This is a genomic window from Lonsdalea quercina, assembly GCF_900107885.1.
GTDB classification, from domain to species: Bacteria; Pseudomonadota; Gammaproteobacteria; order Enterobacterales; family Enterobacteriaceae; genus Lonsdalea; species Lonsdalea quercina.
The window spans coordinates 271,214-289,534 of sequence record NZ_FNQS01000001.1 but is presented as its reverse complement, the minus strand read 5'-3'; the positions used below and the strand labels follow the sequence as shown (position 1 = coordinate 289,534).

The following is an 18,321-nucleotide window of genomic DNA, read 5'->3' as shown; positions in this document are numbered from 1 at the left end:
ATGATGAGGAATGCTTAATATTTAGCGCAATATAATAAACATTCAATAAAATGCATTTACGGGATGCGCCTTTTTTTGGTGATTCCATAATTCGGCCTTATGGCCTCAATAGGCGCTTACTCTTTTTCCAGCAGACGAATCAGCAACGTACCGTTAAGCATCGCCCGTTTGACCAGCGCGAAAGCGCCGATGGCGGACAGATGATGCAGTTCGGAAACCACGATGGGCAGGTTATTGCGAAAGTCCTTCAATACCTGCGTATTGATGCAGCGCTGGATGGCCGGCAGCAAAATTTTCGCCGCTGCGGTCACTTCCCCGGCGATCACGACCTGCTGCGGGTTGAATAGGTTGACCGTCAGAGCGATGGCCTTGCCCAGATACAATCCTGCATGTTCAATCACTTCGTGCGCGAGCGCATCGCCACGGTTGGCGGCCTGACAGATCGGCGCGATTTGGCTGGTTTCCTCCGTGAGCTTGCTGGGGTAACCCTGTTTCAGCAGATGCAGAACGCGCTGCTCAATGGCGGAGTTGGATACCACCGTTTCCAGACAGCCGAAATTGCCGCAATGACAGTGATCCCCCAGCGGATCGATCTGAATATGACCGATTTCGCCGACGTTGCCGTTGCTGCCGAGAAAAATCTGCCCATTGACGATGATCCCCGCGCCGGTGCCGCGATGCACCCGAATCAAGATAGAGTCCTGACATTGGCGGCTTGCGCCGAAATAGTGTTCGGCCAGCGCCAGGCTGCGAATGTCATGGCCGATAAAGCAGTTGACCTCGAAGCGCTCCTGCAAATGCTCCACCAGCGGCCAGTTGTCGACGTTGATATGCGGCATGTAGCGGACGAGGCCGGCGGTAGGGTCAACCAGTCCCGGCAGCACCACGGAAATAGCGATCAGTTCGCGAATGCGGTTTTGATGCTGACAGATGAAATGGTCTATCGCCTTGAAGAGTGCGGTTTCCACCGTCTCCTGCGTCTTCTCCGGCAGGGTATAGTGCATTTCCGCCAGCTGCCGCCCTTCCAGATTATAGAGCGCGATGGTCGCGTCGTGGCGTCCGAGGCGGACAGCGATGGTATGGAAAGGGCGGGTCTCCGACACAATCGAGATTGCCCGGCGACCCCCGGTGGAGGCTTGCTGATCGACTTCTTTAATCAGCCCACGCTCCAGCAGTTGGCGAGTGATTTTCGTGACGCTGGCGGGCGCAAGCTGGCTCTGTTCGGCGACTTGTATCCGGGAGATGGGACCTTGCTGGTCGATGAGCCGGTACACTACCGCGCTGTTTAACTGCTTTACCAGATCGATATTGCCTATCTTCGCCTGCTCGCCTGTGGTCATGAAAAGTTGCCCGACTTAGTTCAATACTTCCTCGCCGTTGACAAAAGTATTGATGACATGGAAATCACGGGTGAACGCCGTCAGATTCGCGACTTTGCCGCACTCGATACTGCCCAGTCGGTGGTCGACCCCGATGGCGCGGGCAGGGTAGAGCGTGGCCATTCGGAGCGCTTCATCCAGGGCGATCCCCGCCTGTTCTACGCAATTGCGTACCGCATCGATCATGGTGAGCGCCGACCCGCTGAGGGTGCCGTTCTCATCCACACAGATGCCGTCGCGGTAGTATATGGGTTTGCCGGCAAAAATGAACTGGTCAATTTCGGCGCCGGCGGGCGCCGTGGCGTCGGTGACCAAGACCAGTCGGTCGCCCTTGATGCGTTTACTGTTGCGGATGTTGGCCCAGCTGACGTGATGGCCGTCGGCGATAATGCCGCTATAGATTTCCGGCGCGTCGTAAATCGCGCCGACCAGCCCCGGTTCTCGCCCGGCCACCACCGGCATGGCGTTAAAAAGGTGCGTGGCGCAGCGGATGCCGGCGGCGAAACCGCGTTTGGCCTCTTCCCAGGTCGCATTGGAGTGGCCGGCGGAAACAATAATGCCGGCGCGGGTCAACCGCTGGATGACGTTGGTGGAGACCTGCTCGGGCGCCAGCGTGATTTGGGTGATGACGTCCGCATTGGCGCACAAAAATTCGACCAACGCCTCTTCCGGCTGGCGGATCAGCGTAATGTCATGGGTGCCTTTCTTGATGGGATTCAGCCATGGGCCTTCTATGTGCAGCCCCAACGCCTGATGATTGTTCTGCGCCAGATAGGCGCGCATGACTTCCACTCCGCGCCGGATGAAGTCGTCAGAAGCGGTAATCAGCGTCGGCAGGAAACTGGTGCAGCCGGATTTTTCATTGGCCTGCTGCATGATTTCCAGCGTTTTGACCGAGATATTATCCAGCGTGTCGTTAAACTGCACGCCGCCGCAGCCATTTAACTGAAGGTCGATAAATCCCGGAGCGAGCAGGGCGCCGTTGAGGTCGCGTGTTTCAATATCGGCCGGTAATGCGTTCAGCGGACAAACACGGTCTATCAGGCCGTCGGCAATGACAACGGCGTGACCGTCGAGAATTTGATGGCCGGTAAAAATGCGGCCATGAGTTAAAGCGTACATCGTGAGCTCCCGGCTAACCGATTAAAAATGTGTGAGGTTCTCAGCTTCCAGTTCGCGAAAGTATTTAACGGTTTTCACCTTCAGTTCCATCGTCGAAGGTTCGTCGCAGACCATCATCGATTTGGCATGCAGCTGTAGACAGCTGATGGTCCACAGATGATTGACGTTGCCTTCAACCGCGGCCTGTAGCGCCTGCGCCTTGTTCCGACCGGTGACCAGAATCATGATTTCTTCCGCATCGAGCAGCGTGCCGACCCCTACGGTCAGCGCGTATTTGGGAACCAGGCTGACGTTGCCGCCGAAAAAGCGCGAGTTGGCGACGCGGGTTTCTTCGGTCAGTGTTTTGATGCGCGTGCGCGACACCAGAGATGATGCCGGTTCGTTGAAAGCGATATGACCATCGCTGCCTACGCCGCCCATGAACAGGTGAATTTTGCCGTAAGCGCGGATTTTGTCCTCATAACGCTGACACTCCGCGGTGATATCCTTCGCGTTTCCGTTCAACAGATTAATGTTTTCATGTGGGATATCAATGTGATTAAAGAAATTCTGGAACATGAAGGTGCGATAGCTCTCCGGATGATCCGGCGGAAGCCCGACGTATTCGTCCATATTAAAGGTAACGACATGCTGGAAACTGACTTCGCCCGCCTTGTGTAGCGCAATCAAAGCCTTGTAGGCTTCCAGCGGCGTGCTGCCGGTGGGAAGCCCCAGAACGAAAGGTTTTTCGGGCGTAGGATGAAAGTCGTTAATGCGCTCTGCAATATAACGTGCGGCCCATTTGCCGACTTCCTCGGCGGTGTTAAGCGGGATCAGTCTCATTGGCGTTCTCCTGAAGCGTCAGCAAGCGCTTGAAATTTAGGTCTATAGTCGAATGACACGGCGATATTCCACCATCGTGCTACGAAATGTAGTCTAGCGCGTTTTTTTTTATCTTGAAATAAGTGTGGTGATGGCTCTACCCATAAACTTTTTATATGTGATTTTTAGGTGAGGTTTATCACATAATCAGTGATGTTATTTCGCAATAAAAATTATTTTTCTTACACTCAAAACCTATCCGCAGGATGGGACTAAAACGAATGCATCGACTGGCTGTTTCATTGTTCGCAAGGGGAGAGAGGAAAGTGAGTATACTCGGTTATCTACAGAATATAGGCCGGGCGCTGATGGTGCCTGTCGCCACGTTGCCTGCCGCCGCCATTTTGATGGGGGCAGGATATTGGATCGACCCGACGGGATGGGGCAGCCAGAACGCGCTGGCCGCGCTGTTGCTCAAATCTGGCGCTGCCATCATTGAACACATGTCGGTGCTGTTTGCCATCGGCGTTGCGTATGGAATGTCCAAGGACAAAGATGGCTCCGCGGCGTTGAACGGGTTCGTGGGCTATCTCGTTCTGACCACGCTGTGCTCGCCAGCTGCGGTCGCCATGATTCAGCAAATCCCGCTGGACCAAGTTCCGGCAGCGTTCGGTAAAATTGAAAACCAGTTCGTCGGCATCCTGGTCGGGGTAATTTCGGCGGAACTTTATAACCGTTTCAGCGGGGTTGAGCTTCCGCGGGCTCTCTCTTTCTTCAGCGGCCGCCGTTTGGTGCCGATCCTCACCTCTATGCTGATGATTGTCGTCGCCGCCATTCTCATGTACGTTTGGCCGGTGATCTACGGTGGGCTGGTCTCCTTCGGCGAACACATCCAGCGGCTTGGCTCCGTCGGCGCAGGTATTTACGCCTTCTTTAACCGTATGCTAATCCCCGTTGGTCTGCATCATGCGTTGAACTCCGTCTTCTGGTTCGACGTCGCGGGGATCAACGATATTCCTAATTTCCTGAGCGGGCAGCAGGCGATTGATGCGGGTAAAGCGATTCCCGGCATCACCGGTCGTTATCAGGCGGGCTTCTTCCCTATCATGATGTTTGGCGTGCCGGGCGCGGCGTTGGCGATTTACCATTGTGCCCGCCCTGAGAATCGCAGTCGGGTGGCCGGAATTATGATCGCCGGCGCTTTTGCCGCGTTCTTTACCGGGATCACGGAGCCGCTGGAGTTCTCCTTTATGTTTGTAGCGCCGGTGCTGTATTTTCTGCATGCGCTGCTGACCGGGCTGTCAGTCTACATCGCCGCCAGCATGCATTGGATTGCCGGTTTCGGTTTCAGCGCGGGTCTGGTGGACATGGTGCTCTCGTCCCGTAACCCGCTGGCGACGCAATGGTATATGTTGATCCCGCAGGGGCTGGCATTCTTCGTCATCTACTACGTTGTGTTCCGCTTTACCATTCAGCGTTTCAATCTCCTGACGCCGGGACGCGAAGCGTCCGCAACCCCATATACGGCGGCTTCGTCTCCAGACAAGCTGGAAATGGTGGCCGAGGGTTATTTGCGCGCCGTCGGGGGAAAAGAGAACCTGACTGGCATCGACGCCTGCATCACGCGTCTGCGCTTAAATGTGAAAGACTCCGGGCGGGTGGATGAAGCGTTAGCCAAGCAGCTGGGTGCTTCTGGCGTCATTCGTTTGAACGCGCAAAGCGTGCAGATTGTGGTGGGGACGCAGGCTGAAAGTATTGCGTCCGCTTTGCGGCAGGCTTCGCAAAAAACAGGCTAAACTTTATTCGTCTGGTGCAAAACGGGTGACCCCTCCGGGCTGATCCCGTCATTGGAAGATTCGTAACGGGGTGAAGATAAAACTTCACCCCGTTTTTTATGCCGTTCACTTCCATGCAATTTAGGTGAAACAAACGGTTGTTTCCCGGCGTGGCTTGTTGGATCATTAGCGGTTATGTGGTGTTTTTCGTTTTTTAAGGAATCAAGCATGAGTGAGGCAGAAGCCCGCCCAACGAATTTTATTCGCCAGATCATCGAAGAAGATCTGTCATCGGGTAAGCATGATCATATTCAAACGCGCTTCCCGCCGGAGCCTAACGGCTATCTTCATATCGGTCATGCAAAATCAATTTGCCTGAATTTCGGTATTGCCGAAGATTATCAGGGTCAGTGCAATCTGCGCTTTGACGATACCAACCCGGTAAAAGAAGACATTGAATTTGTCGACTCCATCAAACAAGACGTTCAATGGCTGGGCTTCTCCTGGAGCGGCGAGGTGCGTTATTCGTCCAACTATTTTGATCAGCTGCATCAGTATGCGATTGAATTGATCAATAAAGGACTGGCGTATGTCGATGAACTGACGCCGGAGCAGATCCGCGAGTACCGCGGCACGTTGACCTCCCCAGGTAAGAACAGCCCTTACCGAGATCGCGACGTTCAGGAAAACCTGGCGCTATTCGAAAAAATGCGCAGCGGCGGATTCGCCGAAGGCACCGCGTGTCTGCGTGCCAAAATCGATATGGCGTCGCCTTTCATGGTGATGCGCGATCCGGTGTTGTATCGGATTAAATTCGCCGACCACCACCAGACTGGCAACAAGTGGTGCATCTATCCGATGTATGACTTCACCCACTGTATCTCCGATGCGCTGGAGGGGGTGACTCACTCCTTGTGTACGCTGGAGTTCCAGGATAACCGCCGCCTGTACGACTGGGTGCTGGACAATATCTCTATCCCCGCGCATCCGCATCAGTACGAGTTTTCTCGTCTGAATCTGGAATACACCGTGATGTCCAAGCGTAAGCTGAATCAGCTGGTGACGGAAAACGTCGTGGAAGGCTGGGACGATCCGCGTATGCCGACTATCTCCGGGCTGCGTCGTCGTGGCTATACTGCGGCTTCTATTCGTGAATTTTGCCGTCGTATTGGCGTGACCAAGCAAGATAACACGGTAGAAATGGCGTCGTTGGAATCTTGCATTCGCGATGATTTGAATGAAAATGCGCCGCGCGCCATGGCTGTACTGGACCCGGTGAAAGTGATTATCGAAAACCTGCCGGAAGGCCATGAAGAGTGGGTCACGATGCCAAACCATCCCAACAAGCCGGAGATGGGAACGCGTCAGGTAGGTTTCAGCCGTGAACTGTACATCGACCGCGCCGACTTCCGTGAAGCCGCCAACAAGCAATACAAGCGTTTGGTGCTGGGAAAAGAAGTCCGTCTCCGCAACGCTTACGTGATTAAAGCCGACCGCGTTGAGAAAGATGAACAGGGCGAGATCGCTACAATTTACTGCAGCTATGATCCGGATACGCTAAGCAAAGATCCCGCCGATGGGCGCAAGGTGAAAGGTGTCATCCATTGGGTTTCCGTGGCTCACGGCATTCCGGCCGAATTCCGTCTGTATGACCGCCTATTCAGCGTGGCGAACCCAGGCGCTGCGGAAGATTTCCTGTCGACCCTCAACCCAGAGTCGCTGAAGATTGCGCACGGTTATGTTGAAGCCAGCATGGCGGATGCGGTGGCGGAGAAGGCGTACCAATTCGAACGTGAAGGGTACTTCTGCGCGGACCGCGTGTACTCCAGCGCTGATCATCTGGTCTTCAACCGAACGACGGGTTTGCGAGACACTTGGGTCGGTTAATTCCACTAGGCCTGAATAAAAAAAAGAAAACCGCCGCGACGGTTTTCTTTTTTTTTGCAAATCCGTTTTTTTAATCAGAACAGGGATTAATTCCCTTCGTGCAGTTTTTCGTCTTCACGGCAGTTGCCGGAGCTGCAGTGGCCGTAAAGGTACAGGCTGTGGTTGGTCAGTTTGATCCCGTGGCGCTCTGAAATCTCACGCTGGCGAGTTTCAATAGATTCATCGCTGAATTCAATGACGCGCCCGCAGTCCAGACAAATCAGGTGATCATGATGCTGTTGCTGAGTCAGTTCAAAAACTGATTTTCCGCCTTCGAAATTGTGGCGGGTAACGATACCGGCGTCATCAAACTGGTTCAGTACGCGATAAACGGTGGCCAGACCAATTTCTTCTCCCATATCAATCAGCTTCTTATACAAATCTTCCGCACTGACGTGATGGCAAGTTGGATCCTGCAGTACTTCCAAGATTTTGAGACGAGGAAGGGTTACTTTCAGGCCGGCCTTCTTTAATGCGGTGTTGTTGTCAGTCATGCGGATTTAGTCCTGTTACTCTACTTTCATCAAGGGAGGCTAACTAGCCTAATATTATCGGTCGGCTCAAACATGTTTATTCGTCTCAATTATAGAACTGCATAGGCGAAATGAAAACCGCAGAACCGTAACCATATCAGGCTTACCCATCGGTAAAGGGGACGGCGCAACGCCGTTTTAAAAGCGAAAAATGGTGAGAAACCAGCTAACCGAAGGGGTTATTGTACCGCGCAACGCGGAAAAGTTAAAAAAATGTATCTATCTTTACGACAGATTTTACCTATTGATACGGCTCCGACACAAATTTGCGCCGGGCCGCAACGGGGATTACGGTTCCAAAAAGCTTACAAATTCAGCTCAGCGCTGATTTGTTTCACCCATGCGCTCACGCGCTCCTCCGTCAGCTCCGGCTGACGATCTTCATCAATTGCCAGGCCAATGAAGTGAGAGTCATCCGCCAGACCTTTGGAGGCTTCGAAGTAGTAGCCTTCGGTTGACCAGTTACCGACGATGGCCGCGCCGCGCGGTTCGATAATGTCGCGTAAGGTGCCCATAGCATCACAGAAATACTCGGCATAATCTTCCTGATCGCCGCAGCCAAAGAGCGCTACGCGCTTGCCGGTGAAATCGATGTCTTCCAGCGTCGGGAAGAAGTCGTCCCAGTCACACTGTGCTTCCCCGTAGTACCAGGTTGGAATGCCCAGCAACAGAATGTCGAAACGCTCAAGATCTTCTTTGCTGCTTTTGGCGATGTCATGGACTTCTGCGACATCGGTGCCCAGCTGCTGTTGGATCGCCTTGGCAATGTTTTCGGTATTGCCAGTATCGCTGCCGAAGAAAATACCTATAAGTGCCATGGATAATATAACCTCTTGATTCCTAATGAAATGGCGCCAGAGCTACCACAGATCGGGTAATGATAGCAGACCCTTTCTGAGGGAGAAACTTGTATCTGCCGATGCTTAGGGTCTCTCCGCCTTTGCGTTGATTTCTCATATCTTAAATATTTTTATAACTTTTTTAACTCACTATCTTATTGAAAGCAGTTAACTAAATATTATTTCAGGTTTTTTTCTCACTTTTGCGAGGTCTGCCCTCTAAATTTTTGCCCGATATTGACGATGGTGAACACAGAGCGCTTTGTCAGTAACGCCCATTCAAGACCGTGCTTTGCCTTAACGAAGACGCTTCATCACAATTCTAGCTACACCACACTTAATTTTTGCTTCAACGGGGAGTTTAGATATGCAATTGCTGAGAAATATTGCTATCCGTACGGCATTACTATGGGTATTGGGCACCTTCTGCGTGCTGTGGGGCGCTGTTTCGGCCTACACCTTCTATTCATTCCATGCAATGACCCAAACATCACACACCAGCACCCTGCTGGTTAAAAATATGAACCTGGTCAATATGGGCAACGATCAGTACTTCCGAATGGTGACTCGACTGGCCAGATCGGTGGACTATCGTCGGTCGGGCGATATTGTCAACGCCGACAAAGAGCAGCAGTCTGCGGCGGAAGCGCTCAATAATATGAAAGAGGATTTGGTGGCGTTCAAAGAGATCGACCACGGCGGCATGGATGGTTCTTTGGCCGATGCGGTGGCTAACGACTGGGCGAATCTTGTCCAGAATGGTGTAGAGCCGATGTTCCAGCGCGCAGCTGCTTCCGCGCTGGACGAGTATCAGGGTTATGCCAAAACGACCGTCCCTGCATTGAGCCGTCAGTTCGGCATTTCAGTAACGGCCTTCAACAAAGCGGGCGCGGAGAAGTTTAGCGCGGCGGGCGAACGCTTCAATCAGCTGACCTTCATCGGCCAGACCATCCTGGTGGCGGGATTGATCGCGGGCCTATTGATGCTGCTGTTCACCGACCGTTATCTGGTCAAATATTTGATGCGTCCTCTGAACGAACTCCGTGACTACTTTCAGATCATCGCCGCCGGGCGGTTGGGAAAACCGATTGCGGACTTCGGCAACAATTGCGTGGGCAAACTGTTCCCTCTGTTGCGTGATATGCAGAGCAGTTTGGCGAATACGGTCAGCACTATCCGTACCAGCGCGGAATCGATATATCAGGGCGTCTCGGAAATCGCCGCTGGCAATAACGACCTCTCGGCGCGAACGGAGTCTCAGGCCTCGGCGCTTGAGGAGAGCGCGGCCAGTATGGAGGAGTTAACCTCGACGGTTAAACAGAACGCCGAAAATGCAGGGCAGGCACGTCAGCTGGCGCAGCAGGCGTCGGCGACGGCGCATAAGGGGGGCGAACTGGTCGATAACGTGGTGAAAACCATGTCTGAAATCTCCAGCAGCTCCAAGAAGATCGCTGAAATCACCACGGTTATCAACGGGATTGCGTTCCAGACCAATATTCTGGCGCTAAACGCCGCGGTGGAAGCGGCCCGTGCCGGAGAGCAGGGACGTGGCTTCGCCGTCGTCGCGGGAGAAGTGCGTAATCTGGCTCAGCGAAGCGCGCAGGCGGCTAAGGAGATCGAACATTTAATTTCCGATTCGGTGCGCAGCGTCGATTCCGGATCGTCCCAGGTCGCGGACGCGGGCACGACCATGAGTGAAATTGTCCGCTCCGTCTCGAACGTTACCGATATCATGGCGGAGATTGCCACGGCGTCCGAGGAACAAAGTAAAGGGATCGCTCAGGCAGGGCAGGCGATTGCGGAAATGGATGGCGTGACGCAGCAGAATGCCGCGTTGGTAGAAGAAGCTTCCGCCGCCGCGCGCTCGCTGGAAGAGCAGGCGGCTCTGCTGACGCAGGCCGTGTCGGTCTTCCGCCTGACGGAATCGTCGGCCAAAGACGCGCCTGTAGCCCGAAACCGTGAAGTTAAACCCGCCGCTGCCGCGCCTGCGTTGAAAGCGCTGCCTTCCAGGAAGTCGACGGATAATTGGGAAAAATTCTAAAAAGCGGCACGGTTTCAGACGCCGTCTGACATGTTCGTCCACCTTATCGTCGCCGCAGGAGCGCGATGATAAGGGTGGATGGGGGGGAGTAGGAATAGCAGGCAGAGTGGGGTAGCCAGCGAACGTCGTTATGATCCCCTCGAATTCAGAGCGTCCTGAACGACATCTTAAGTGAAATCAACGTTTAGTCCTGGCCAGCTGAGACAGCAACATTTGCTCAATCAGCTCACTCCGGCTGATATTTTTCTCTTCCGCCAACGCGTTGAGAATATCGACCGCTTCCGCGTTAATTTTCAGCTCAACTCGACGTAGCCCACGATTCTTGTCTCGTCGCAGCTGATTTCGCTTATTAATTCTCAGCTGTTCATCTCGTGAAAGCGGATTGGTTTTCGGACGGCCTGGACGCCGCTCATCAGCGAACAGATCCGGTGTGGTGCGATCCGTTTGTTCTTTTGCCATAGGTAGTGGTACTGCAAAGATTCGGACCAAAACGCGCATTTCATTCGCGACATTTTGATGATGTGATTAACAATGCCAGTGGCTAGACAGCCGACCCTTAAGTGCGTAAAGCGGGCGACATGATACCCTAGCGGAACCAGCCGCGACAATGGTTTACGGCGTCGCGGCGAACGGTTGGGCTAACTCTGCGCCATAAAACGGTGTATCGCCCGCAGCACGGCCTCAGGTTTTTCCGCATGCACCCAATGCCCCGCACCCGCGATGGCATAAGCCGTCGCGCCGGGAAACTGACGCAGCAGCGCGTCGCGATAGCGGCGATCCAGATAAGGCGAATTCTCACCGCGAATAAACAAAATGGGATGCGCCCAGACGGGTACATCTTGCCAGCCTGAAATGACATCGTATTGATCCCATAAAACCGGCACGTTGAATCGCCACTCTCCTTGAGCAAATGACTTCAGCAGGAACTGAATCACGCTTTCATCGGCGATGCTTTCGCGCATCAATTCCGCCGCGGCAGTACGTTGTGTGATCCCGGCGGCGCTGACGGCTCTTAGTGCGGCAAAGATGTCGTCGTGTCGTCGGCTGTGATAATGCACCGGCGCGATATCAATCGCGACGATGCGCTCAATGCGATCCGGGATCAGCGCGCTCAGCGCCATGGCGACTTTTCCGCCCATGGAGTGGCCGATCACAATGACACGATCCAGCGACAGTTCGTCCAGTAGATCCACGACATCTTGCGCCATATCTTGATATTGCATGGAAGGATCGCGCGGAGACAACCCGTGGTTACGCAGATCGATCTGTAAAATATCGTGTTGATTTTGCAGATCGCGGGCCAATACGCCAAGATTATCAAGGTTACCGAACAGGCCGTGAATGAGAATAACCGGAAGCTGCTGCTGAGGCAGTTGCGCGTTTTGCCAGCGATAATTCAATTTCATAGTGAAGTTCATTCAGGGAGACGTTTGCTTAGGGTATCATGAGTTTATCCTGCGATCTCGCGGTGCCATGAACGATCGCCTCAGGCGACCCTCCATGCGCAAAGGCATCACTCAGCCTAATCTGACTTTATGCGGATACCCGCGTTTGCTGCTGTTCGCGGGAGAAAGGTAACTTTATACTCCCTGATGATTGAAGAAATAAAACCGTACTGGATAAAGATGAAAACTATTGAGGTCGACGAAGAGCTTTATCGTTATATCGCCAGCCATACCCAGCATATTGGCGAAAGCGCATCCGACATTTTACGGCGTATGCTGAAATTCAGCGCCGGACAGGTTGTACAGACAGCCTCCTCCACAGTTGCGGCGGCGGAAAAGCCGGCGGCGACGATCCAACGTAGCCCGCGTGACCGGGTGAGAGCGCTCCGCGAGCTGCTGTTATCAGACGAATACGCTGAGAAGAATAAAGCGATCAACCGCTTCATGTTGATATTGTCCGTATTGTATGACCTGTCACCTGCGGAATTCGGCGCAGCGACCGAGTCGCTCCACGGCCGAACCCGCGTCTACTTTGCCGGTGACGAGCACACGCTGCTGCAAAATGGCACGCACACTAAACCCAAACATATCCAGGGCACGCCATACTGGGTTATCACTAACACCAATACGGGTCGTAAACGGAGCATGATTGAACACATCATGCAGTCGATGCAGTTCCCGCCGGAGCTAATCGAGAAAGTCTGCGGTACCCTCTAAATCACGCGTCAGGAAAACAAGGCAATGGCTAATCACCCGAGAGCTGGACAACCGACCCGGCAGAGCGACTTGATTAACGTCGCGCAGTTGACGTCGCAGTATTACGTGTTGCAACCGGACCCCGCTAACCCGGCCCATGCCGTTAAATTCGGCACCTCCGGTCATCGCGGCAGCGCCGCGCGTCACAGTTTCAATGAAGCGCATATTCTGGCTATTGCCCAGGCCATCGCCGAAGAGCGCAGTCGCCAGGGGATTAGCGGTCCTTGTTACGTGGGGAAAGACACGCATGCGTTGTCTGAACCCGCGTTTATTTCCGTTCTGGAAGTGCTGACGGCGAATGGCGTGGATGTGATTATCCAGCAGGATAACGGCTTCACCCCGACACCGGCGGTCTCCAACGCGATTTTGACGCATAACCGCAACGGCGGTGCACTGGCGGATGGCATTGTCATCACACCGTCGCACAACCCGCCGGAAGACGGTGGCATCAAGTACAATCCCCCCAATGGCGGACCCGCAGACACCAACCTGACCAGCGTGATTGAAAAGCGCGCCAACGCGTTGCTGGCCGAATCGCTGCGCGACGTTCAGCGTCAGACCGTGGACGCGGCCAAACAGGGCGGTCATCTTCACGAGCAGGATCTGGTGCAGGCCTATGTGGAAGGGCTGGGCGAGGTCGTCGATATGGCGGCCATTCAGCGCGCCGGGCTGAAGCTGGGCGTCGATCCTCTGGGGGGTTCCGGTATCGCCTACTGGCAGCGGATCGCCGAACACTACCAGCTGGATCTGACGATGGTTAACGACGAAGTTGACCAGACGTTCCGCTTTATGACGCTGGATCACGATGGCGTCATCCGTATGGACTGTTCATCCGAATTCGCCATGGCGGGACTGCTGGCGCTGCGCGACAAGTTCGATCTGGCCTTCGCCAACGATCCGGACTACGACCGCCACGGCATCGTGACCCCCGCCGGGCTGATGAATCCGAACCACTATCTCGCCGTCGCGATCAACTACCTGTTCCAGCATCGTCCGCAGTGGAACGACAGCGTCGCGGTCGGCAAAACATTGGTCTCCAGCGCGATGATCGACCGGGTCGTCAACGATCTGGGCCGCAAGCTGGTGGAAGTGCCGGTCGGCTTTAAATGGTTTGTCGATGGGCTGTTCGACGGCAGTCTGGGCTTCGGCGGCGAGGAAAGCGCGGGCGCGTCTTTCCTGCGCTTTGATACTCAGCCGTGGTCAACCGACAAAGACGGCATCATCATGTGTCTGCTGGCGGCGGAGATCACGGCCGTGACCGGTAAGAACCCGCAGCAGCACTACGATGAATTGGCGAAACGCTTCGGCGCGCCTAGCTATAACCGTATCCAGGCTCCGGCCACGCACGCGCAAAAAGCCGCGTTGTCCAAGCTGTCGCCGGAACAGGTCTCCGCCAGTACGCTGGCGGGCGATCCGATCACCGCGCGTCTGACCACCGCGCCGGGCAATGGCGCGTCCATCGGCGGGCTGAAGGTGATGACGGACAACGGCTGGTTTGCCGCGCGTCCTTCCGGCACGGAAGAAGCCTACAAAATTTACTGTGAAAGTTTCCTCGGGGATGACCATCTGCGGAAAATTGAAAAAGAAGCGGTAGAGATTGTCAGCGAAGTGCTGGACAACGCGAAATAACGTCCGTTACCACGCGAAATTTAAAAGGCACCGATGACGGTGCCTTTTTTGTTATTAGCCGGAATGTTAGCGACGAAAAGCGTTGTTTTGGTCAGTCGCGGTCTTAACGATTATGCGAATGTTGCGCCCGTATCATTCTGTCCGCCTGCCGTGTTGCTGGGGAGATTCGAGCGTCGCCGTTCCTCATGCCGAGGATAAATCCGGCAGTGACGAATTGGACAATGTCATCGAAAATGGGGGACGATTGCCATTATCCAAGTGTAACCATCAGCGTGACCACTGGGATCATCACAGCGCATATTGCGGATAGCCAACCCGCTACTTATAACTCTTTTCCCGCTCAAGAATAAGCGGAAATGCCGCTTCAGCCTCATGCGAAAGGCTATCTTCAGGGGATGAAACGATAACCGACGGCGGTCTCCGTCACCAGGTGCCGCGGGCGGGCGGGGTCCAGCTCCAATTTTTGGCGCAGGTGTCCCATATAGATGCGCAGGTAGTGGCTGTTCTCTACCGCATTAGGCCCCCACACGTCATTCAGCAATTGGCGCTGCGTCAAGACTTTGCCGGGATTAGCGACCAGCAGGGACAGTAAGCGGAACTCGGTGGGCGTCAGATGTAGCAGTTCGCCGTTGCGAGTCACCTGACGATCGAGCAGATCGACACTGATGTCTCCGAAGGTCACCTGCGGGCTTTCCTGCCGCGACAGCGTAAACCGACGCTGTGCGACACGCAGCCGCGCCAGCAGCTCGCCAATGCCAAAAGGTTTTGTCAGAAAATCGTCGGCGCCAGCGTCCAGCGCCGCGATTTTATCCTGTTCATCGCTGCGGGCGGACAGGACGATAATCGGGATGCTGCTCCACTGGCGCAGGTCGTGAATATAATCGATGCCGTTGCCGTCCGGCAGGCCCAGATCGAGGATAATCAGCGACGGCTTGCGGGTGGCGGCCTCGATCAGGCCGCGCTGTAGCGTGTCGGCCTCAAAGACATGACAACCTTCCCCTTCGAGCGCTTGCCGCACGAAGCGCCGTATCTCTTTTTCATCTTCTACGAGCAATATGTTGGTAAGCACCTGCGTGGTGACTCCTCTTATTCAGGTTCCAGATCCGGCGGGGTTATCAGCGGCAATGTGAAGTGAAACACGGCGCCGCCGCCTTCGGCATTCGTCGCCCAGATTTTTCCGCCGTGAATGGCGACGATGGCCTGACAGATAGCCAGTCCCAACCCTACACCAGGAATGGCGGATTCCTGATGTCCTCGGGCGAATTTATCAAAAATCATCAGCTCTTTACCGGGGGCGATGCCGGGGCCGTTGTCCTGCACGCGCACTTCAACGTAGCGCTCGTCGGTTGCTGCGACGAGCGGCAGTGCGGAGAGCGTAATAGCGGCTTGGTCTCCCGCATACTTGACGGCATTCTCCAGAAGGTTAATCAGCACCCGTTCTATCAGGATGGCATCGCAGTAGACCAGCATCAGATCTTGCGGCAGCGCCAGCGCCAGCGTCACGTCTGGCGCGTCTTCGCCATTTTCCAGATGCCGCACTGCGCTGTCCGCCAGCTCCTGAAGCGACTGCCAGGCTTTGCGGGGATGGAAACTGTCCGACTGGAGACGAGCCATATCCAGCAGATTATTGACCAGCCGTATGGTGTTCTGGATCTGCCGTCCGATCTGGCCGGCTTGCGGAGCATAAGGCGATGCCTGCGCGCTCAGATTCCGTGTCAGAATCTCCGCCTGTCCGGACAGCACCGTCAGCGGCGTGCGCAAATCGTGGGACAGCGCGGACAGCAGCGAGTTGCGTAACTGCTCTCGTTCGGTATCCAGACGCGCCTTCTCGGCGCTTTGGATGAGATGCAGCCGTTCCAGCGCATTGGCGATCAAGACGGTGCAGGTCTCCAGCATGCGCTGCTGTTCGGGGATCATCAATTGGCGCGCATGCAGCGGCTCAAGCGCGATGACGCCGAACGTCAGCTGCGGCGTCGACAGCGGCTGAATCTGGTAAGGAACGCCGGGCAGGGTACGGGTTCCGTAGCCCGCCGGCGCATGATGGTCGAAGCTCCAGCGTGCGATAGCCGGGTCGACGATAAGCGATTCCGGCGTCTGCGCCGAGACGGGCTTCAGCTCGGTCGTCGGTGAGGACGGCGTATCCGCCAGCCAGATCGCGGCGCGAGCCTGAAACGTCGAGCCAAGATAGTGACGACTGGCGGCGGCGATATCTTCCACGGTCAGGCTGCGGTTAAGCGCGTTGGACATCTCGTACAGATGGCGCATGCGCTGTTCACGGAAGCGGGCGACGCGTGCCTGGTAGCGCACGCCCGCGGTCAAGCTGCCCACCAGAATGCCGACGCTGAGCATCACGATAAACGTGACCAGATACTGTGCATCGGCCACGGCCAGTTTGCCGCGCGGCGCGACGAAGCAGAGATCGAAGGCGACGACGTTGATCAGCGCGGCAAAAACCGAGGGCCAACGTCCGAAGAACAGCGCGACGATCGCCACGCCAAGCAGGTAAATCATCACCAGATTCACCGGTTCGAGCATGGAAAATGGAGACCACAGCGCCAGCAGCGTGATTGCGGCGCACAGGGCGATCGCCAGCGCGCAGCCATACAGCTGACGCCGCCATTTTTCGGTGGGACTCCGGTTATCTTCCGGTTTGTCTGGCGGGGTGGCGGGCTCATCCTGAACGGCAACCACCACCAGATCGAGATCGGGTCCTAATAGCCCCAGCTTCTCGGCGAATCGCGCCCGACGCCAGCGATTCCATCGGCGATCCGTGTGACGACCAATCACGATTTTGCTGAGATTATGTTCGCGTGCGTAACGGAGGATGGCGTTTTCCACGGAGGGATCGGACAAGGTGGCCGTTTCTGCGCCCAAATCCTGCGCCAGCTTCAACGCGCGCAGGATGGCCCGGCGTCGGGATTCAGGCAGTCGGTGTAACCGGGGCGTTTCCACGTACACTGCGTGCCAGACGCCGCCCAACCGCGCCGCCAGCCGGGCGGCAGTCCGCACCAGTTTTTCATTGCCCGCGTCCTGACCGATGCAAAGCAGAATCGCGTCGCGGGTATGCCATACGCGCTCGCCGCCCTGAAGGTCGCGCATCGCCCGCACCTGGTCGTCCACCCGGTCAGCCAGCCGACGCAGGGCCAGCTCACGCAGCGCAACGAGATTGCCCTTGCGGAAGAAATGTTCGATGGCGCGCTCCGCCTGCTGCGGAAGATAAACCTTGCCTTCATGCAGGCGTTGGCGCAGGTCGTCCGGCGGCAAATCCACCAGCACGACTTCGTCCGCATCGTCAAAGAACGGATCGGGGAGGGTTTCGCGTACACGTATACCGGTGATCCCGCCCACCACATCGTTGAGGCTTTCCAGATGTTGCACGTTGACCGTTGTGAAGACATCGATCCCGGCTTCCAATAGCTCCTGCACATCCTGCCAGCGTTTAGGATGACGACTTCCATGCAGATTACTGTGGGCCAGTTCATCTACGAGGATCAGCGCAGGCGCTCGCGCCAGCGCGGCGTCCAGGTCGAACTCCTCATAATCTCTGCCCGCTGCCCCGATCTTTTTCCCCGGCAGTTGCGGCAACCCGTCTAACTGCGCGAGGGTCTCCACGCGCCCGTGGGTTTCCACCACGCCGACCAGCACATCCAGCCCCTGCTCCTTGAGACGGCGAGCTTCTTGCAGCATCGCGTAGGTTTTACCGACGCCCGCGCTGGCGCCAAAAAAAATCTTCAGTTTTCCCCGCGGGGATTCTCCAAGCTGGGACAGCAACGTATCCGGGTCGGGACGACGCGGTTCCTCATGGGTCATGAACGGTCCTTATCGCAAGGCTCAGTGAATCATGGGTTGGGTCTAACAGTAATACATAAGCGGCGGTGTTTCCGCCAGAGCCAGGCGTCTCCGGCGTTTTATTCGCGGGTGGCGAAAGTCAGCTTTTTTATCATCGTCAGGCCCATCCCTTCATCAATTTTTAGGATAATTACGGCCCGGTTTTCTGGTCGGATGAGTAGCTAACCGGGCACAAAGCGGGTAGAGTTTTAGCCTATTGCAGTAACGCGTTCATCACCTGCGGGAG

The 18,321-nt window shown here is 55.5% G+C and carries 14 protein-coding genes; 5 read left to right on the top strand and 9 right to left on the bottom strand.

Going from position 1 to position 18,321, the window contains the following annotated elements; genetic code table 11:
* Positions 1-116 precede the first annotated feature (116 nt).
* From nagC to nagB, 3 genes are read right to left on the bottom strand one after another with little or no spacing between them, the layout of a single operon-like run.
* Positions 117-1,340: a DNA-binding transcriptional regulator NagC gene (nagC, locus tag BLU64_RS01290; RefSeq protein WP_026742756.1), complete on the bottom strand. Its 1,224-nt coding sequence runs from the start codon at positions 1,338-1,340 to the stop codon at positions 117-119.
* A 15-nt stretch (positions 1,341-1,355) separates the two neighbouring features.
* Positions 1,356-2,501 carry an N-acetylglucosamine-6-phosphate deacetylase gene (gene nagA / locus BLU64_RS01285; RefSeq protein WP_026742755.1) on the bottom strand — a complete coding sequence of 382 codons (1,146 nt, stop codon included), beginning with the start codon at positions 2,499-2,501 and terminating at the stop codon, positions 1,356-1,358.
* A 21-nt stretch (positions 2,502-2,522) separates the two neighbouring features.
* Positions 2,523-3,323 (bottom strand): glucosamine-6-phosphate deaminase, encoded by an 801-nt coding sequence (gene nagB / locus BLU64_RS01280; RefSeq protein WP_026742754.1) that lies wholly within the window; start codon positions 3,321-3,323, stop codon positions 2,523-2,525.
* Between the two features lie 305 nt (positions 3,324-3,628).
* Between nagB and nagE the strand changes: the two genes are divergently transcribed.
* Entirely contained in the window at positions 3,629-5,098 is a 1,470-nt protein-coding gene (gene nagE / locus BLU64_RS01275) for an N-acetylglucosamine-specific PTS transporter subunit IIBC (RefSeq protein WP_026742753.1), read from the top strand.
* A gap of 207 nt (positions 5,099-5,305) precedes the next feature.
* Entirely contained in the window at positions 5,306-6,964 is a 1,659-nt protein-coding gene (glnS, locus tag BLU64_RS01270; RefSeq protein ID WP_026742752.1) for a glutamine--tRNA ligase, read from the top strand.
* Between the two features lie 86 nt (positions 6,965-7,050).
* Here glnS and fur read toward each other — a convergent pair whose 3' ends face one another.
* Together fur and fldA are read right to left on the bottom strand one after the other, a co-directional pair.
* A complete protein-coding gene (fur, locus tag BLU64_RS01265) occupies positions 7,051-7,497 on the bottom strand; it encodes a ferric iron uptake transcriptional regulator (protein WP_026743208.1) in 447 nt (148 codons plus the stop codon).
* 344 nt (positions 7,498-7,841) lie between these two features.
* Positions 7,842-8,354, bottom strand: coding sequence for a flavodoxin FldA (gene fldA / locus BLU64_RS01260; RefSeq protein WP_026743207.1), 513 nt, complete (start codon positions 8,352-8,354; stop codon positions 7,842-7,844).
* A 388-nt stretch (positions 8,355-8,742) separates the two neighbouring features.
* On the opposite strand from fldA, the gene BLU64_RS01255 reads away from it, so the two are divergent.
* Positions 8,743-10,416: a methyl-accepting chemotaxis protein gene (locus tag BLU64_RS01255; RefSeq protein ID WP_026743206.1), complete on the top strand. Its 1,674-nt coding sequence runs from the start codon at positions 8,743-8,745 to the stop codon at positions 10,414-10,416.
* A 177-nt stretch (positions 10,417-10,593) separates the two neighbouring features.
* Here BLU64_RS01255 and ybfE read toward each other — a convergent pair whose 3' ends face one another.
* Positions 10,594-10,875, bottom strand: coding sequence for a LexA regulated protein (ybfE, locus tag BLU64_RS01250; protein WP_026743205.1), 282 nt, complete (start codon positions 10,873-10,875; stop codon positions 10,594-10,596).
* Positions 10,876-11,054: 179 nt separating this feature from the next.
* Positions 11,055-11,822, bottom strand: coding sequence for an esterase (gene ybfF, locus BLU64_RS01245; protein ID WP_074727729.1), 768 nt, complete (start codon positions 11,820-11,822; stop codon positions 11,055-11,057).
* A 219-nt stretch (positions 11,823-12,041) separates the two neighbouring features.
* Here ybfF and seqA point away from each other — a divergent pair, with 219 nt between their 5' ends.
* Together seqA and pgm are read left to right on the top strand one after the other, a co-directional pair.
* The gene (gene seqA, locus BLU64_RS01240) at positions 12,042-12,578 is read left to right on the top strand and encodes a replication initiation negative regulator SeqA (RefSeq protein ID WP_026743203.1); all 537 of its coding nucleotides are present in this window, start codon (positions 12,042-12,044) and stop codon (positions 12,576-12,578) included.
* A gap of 24 nt (positions 12,579-12,602) precedes the next feature.
* The gene (gene pgm, locus BLU64_RS01235; protein ID WP_074727728.1) at positions 12,603-14,246 is read left to right on the top strand and encodes a phosphoglucomutase (alpha-D-glucose-1,6-bisphosphate-dependent); all 1,644 of its coding nucleotides are present in this window, start codon (positions 12,603-12,605) and stop codon (positions 14,244-14,246) included.
* 388 nt (positions 14,247-14,634) lie between these two features.
* Here pgm and kdpE read toward each other — a convergent pair whose 3' ends face one another.
* Together kdpE and kdpD are read right to left on the bottom strand one after the other, a co-directional pair.
* Complete coding sequence (gene kdpE / locus BLU64_RS01230; protein WP_026743201.1) at positions 14,635-15,315, bottom strand: two-component system response regulator KdpE; 681 nt, start codon at positions 15,313-15,315, stop codon at positions 14,635-14,637.
* Positions 15,316-15,332: 17 nt separating this feature from the next.
* The gene (kdpD, locus tag BLU64_RS01225) at positions 15,333-18,056 is read right to left on the bottom strand and encodes a two-component system sensor histidine kinase KdpD (RefSeq protein ID WP_026743200.1); all 2,724 of its coding nucleotides are present in this window, start codon (positions 18,054-18,056) and stop codon (positions 15,333-15,335) included.
* Between the last annotated feature and the right edge of the window lie 265 nt (positions 18,057-18,321).

Coding starts and splice junctions, on each gene's coding strand:
- nagC (WP_026742756.1), bottom strand. CDS start 1,340: ATGACCACAGGCGAGCAGGCGAAGATAGGCAATATCGATCTGGTAAAG.
- nagA (WP_026742755.1), bottom strand. CDS start 2,501: ATGTACGCTTTAACTCATGGCCGCATTTTTACCGGCCATCAAATTCTC.
- nagB (WP_026742754.1), bottom strand. CDS start 3,323: ATGAGACTGATCCCGCTTAACACCGCCGAGGAAGTCGGCAAATGGGCC.
- glnS (WP_026742752.1), top strand. CDS start 5,306: ATGAGTGAGGCAGAAGCCCGCCCAACGAATTTTATTCGCCAGATCATC.
- fur (WP_026743208.1), bottom strand. CDS start 7,497: ATGACTGACAACAACACCGCATTAAAGAAGGCCGGCCTGAAAGTAACC.
- fldA (WP_026743207.1), bottom strand. CDS start 8,354: ATGGCACTTATAGGTATTTTCTTCGGCAGCGATACTGGCAATACCGAA.
- BLU64_RS01255 (WP_026743206.1), top strand. CDS start 8,743: ATGCAATTGCTGAGAAATATTGCTATCCGTACGGCATTACTATGGGTA.
- ybfE (WP_026743205.1), bottom strand. CDS start 10,875: ATGGCAAAAGAACAAACGGATCGCACCACACCGGATCTGTTCGCTGAT.
- ybfF (WP_074727729.1), bottom strand. CDS start 11,822: ATGAAATTGAATTATCGCTGGCAAAACGCGCAACTGCCTCAGCAGCAG.
- seqA (WP_026743203.1), top strand. CDS start 12,042: ATGAAAACTATTGAGGTCGACGAAGAGCTTTATCGTTATATCGCCAGC.
- pgm (WP_074727728.1), top strand. CDS start 12,603: ATGGCTAATCACCCGAGAGCTGGACAACCGACCCGGCAGAGCGACTTG.
- kdpD (WP_026743200.1), bottom strand. CDS start 18,056: ATGACCCATGAGGAACCGCGTCGTCCCGACCCGGATACGTTGCTGTCC.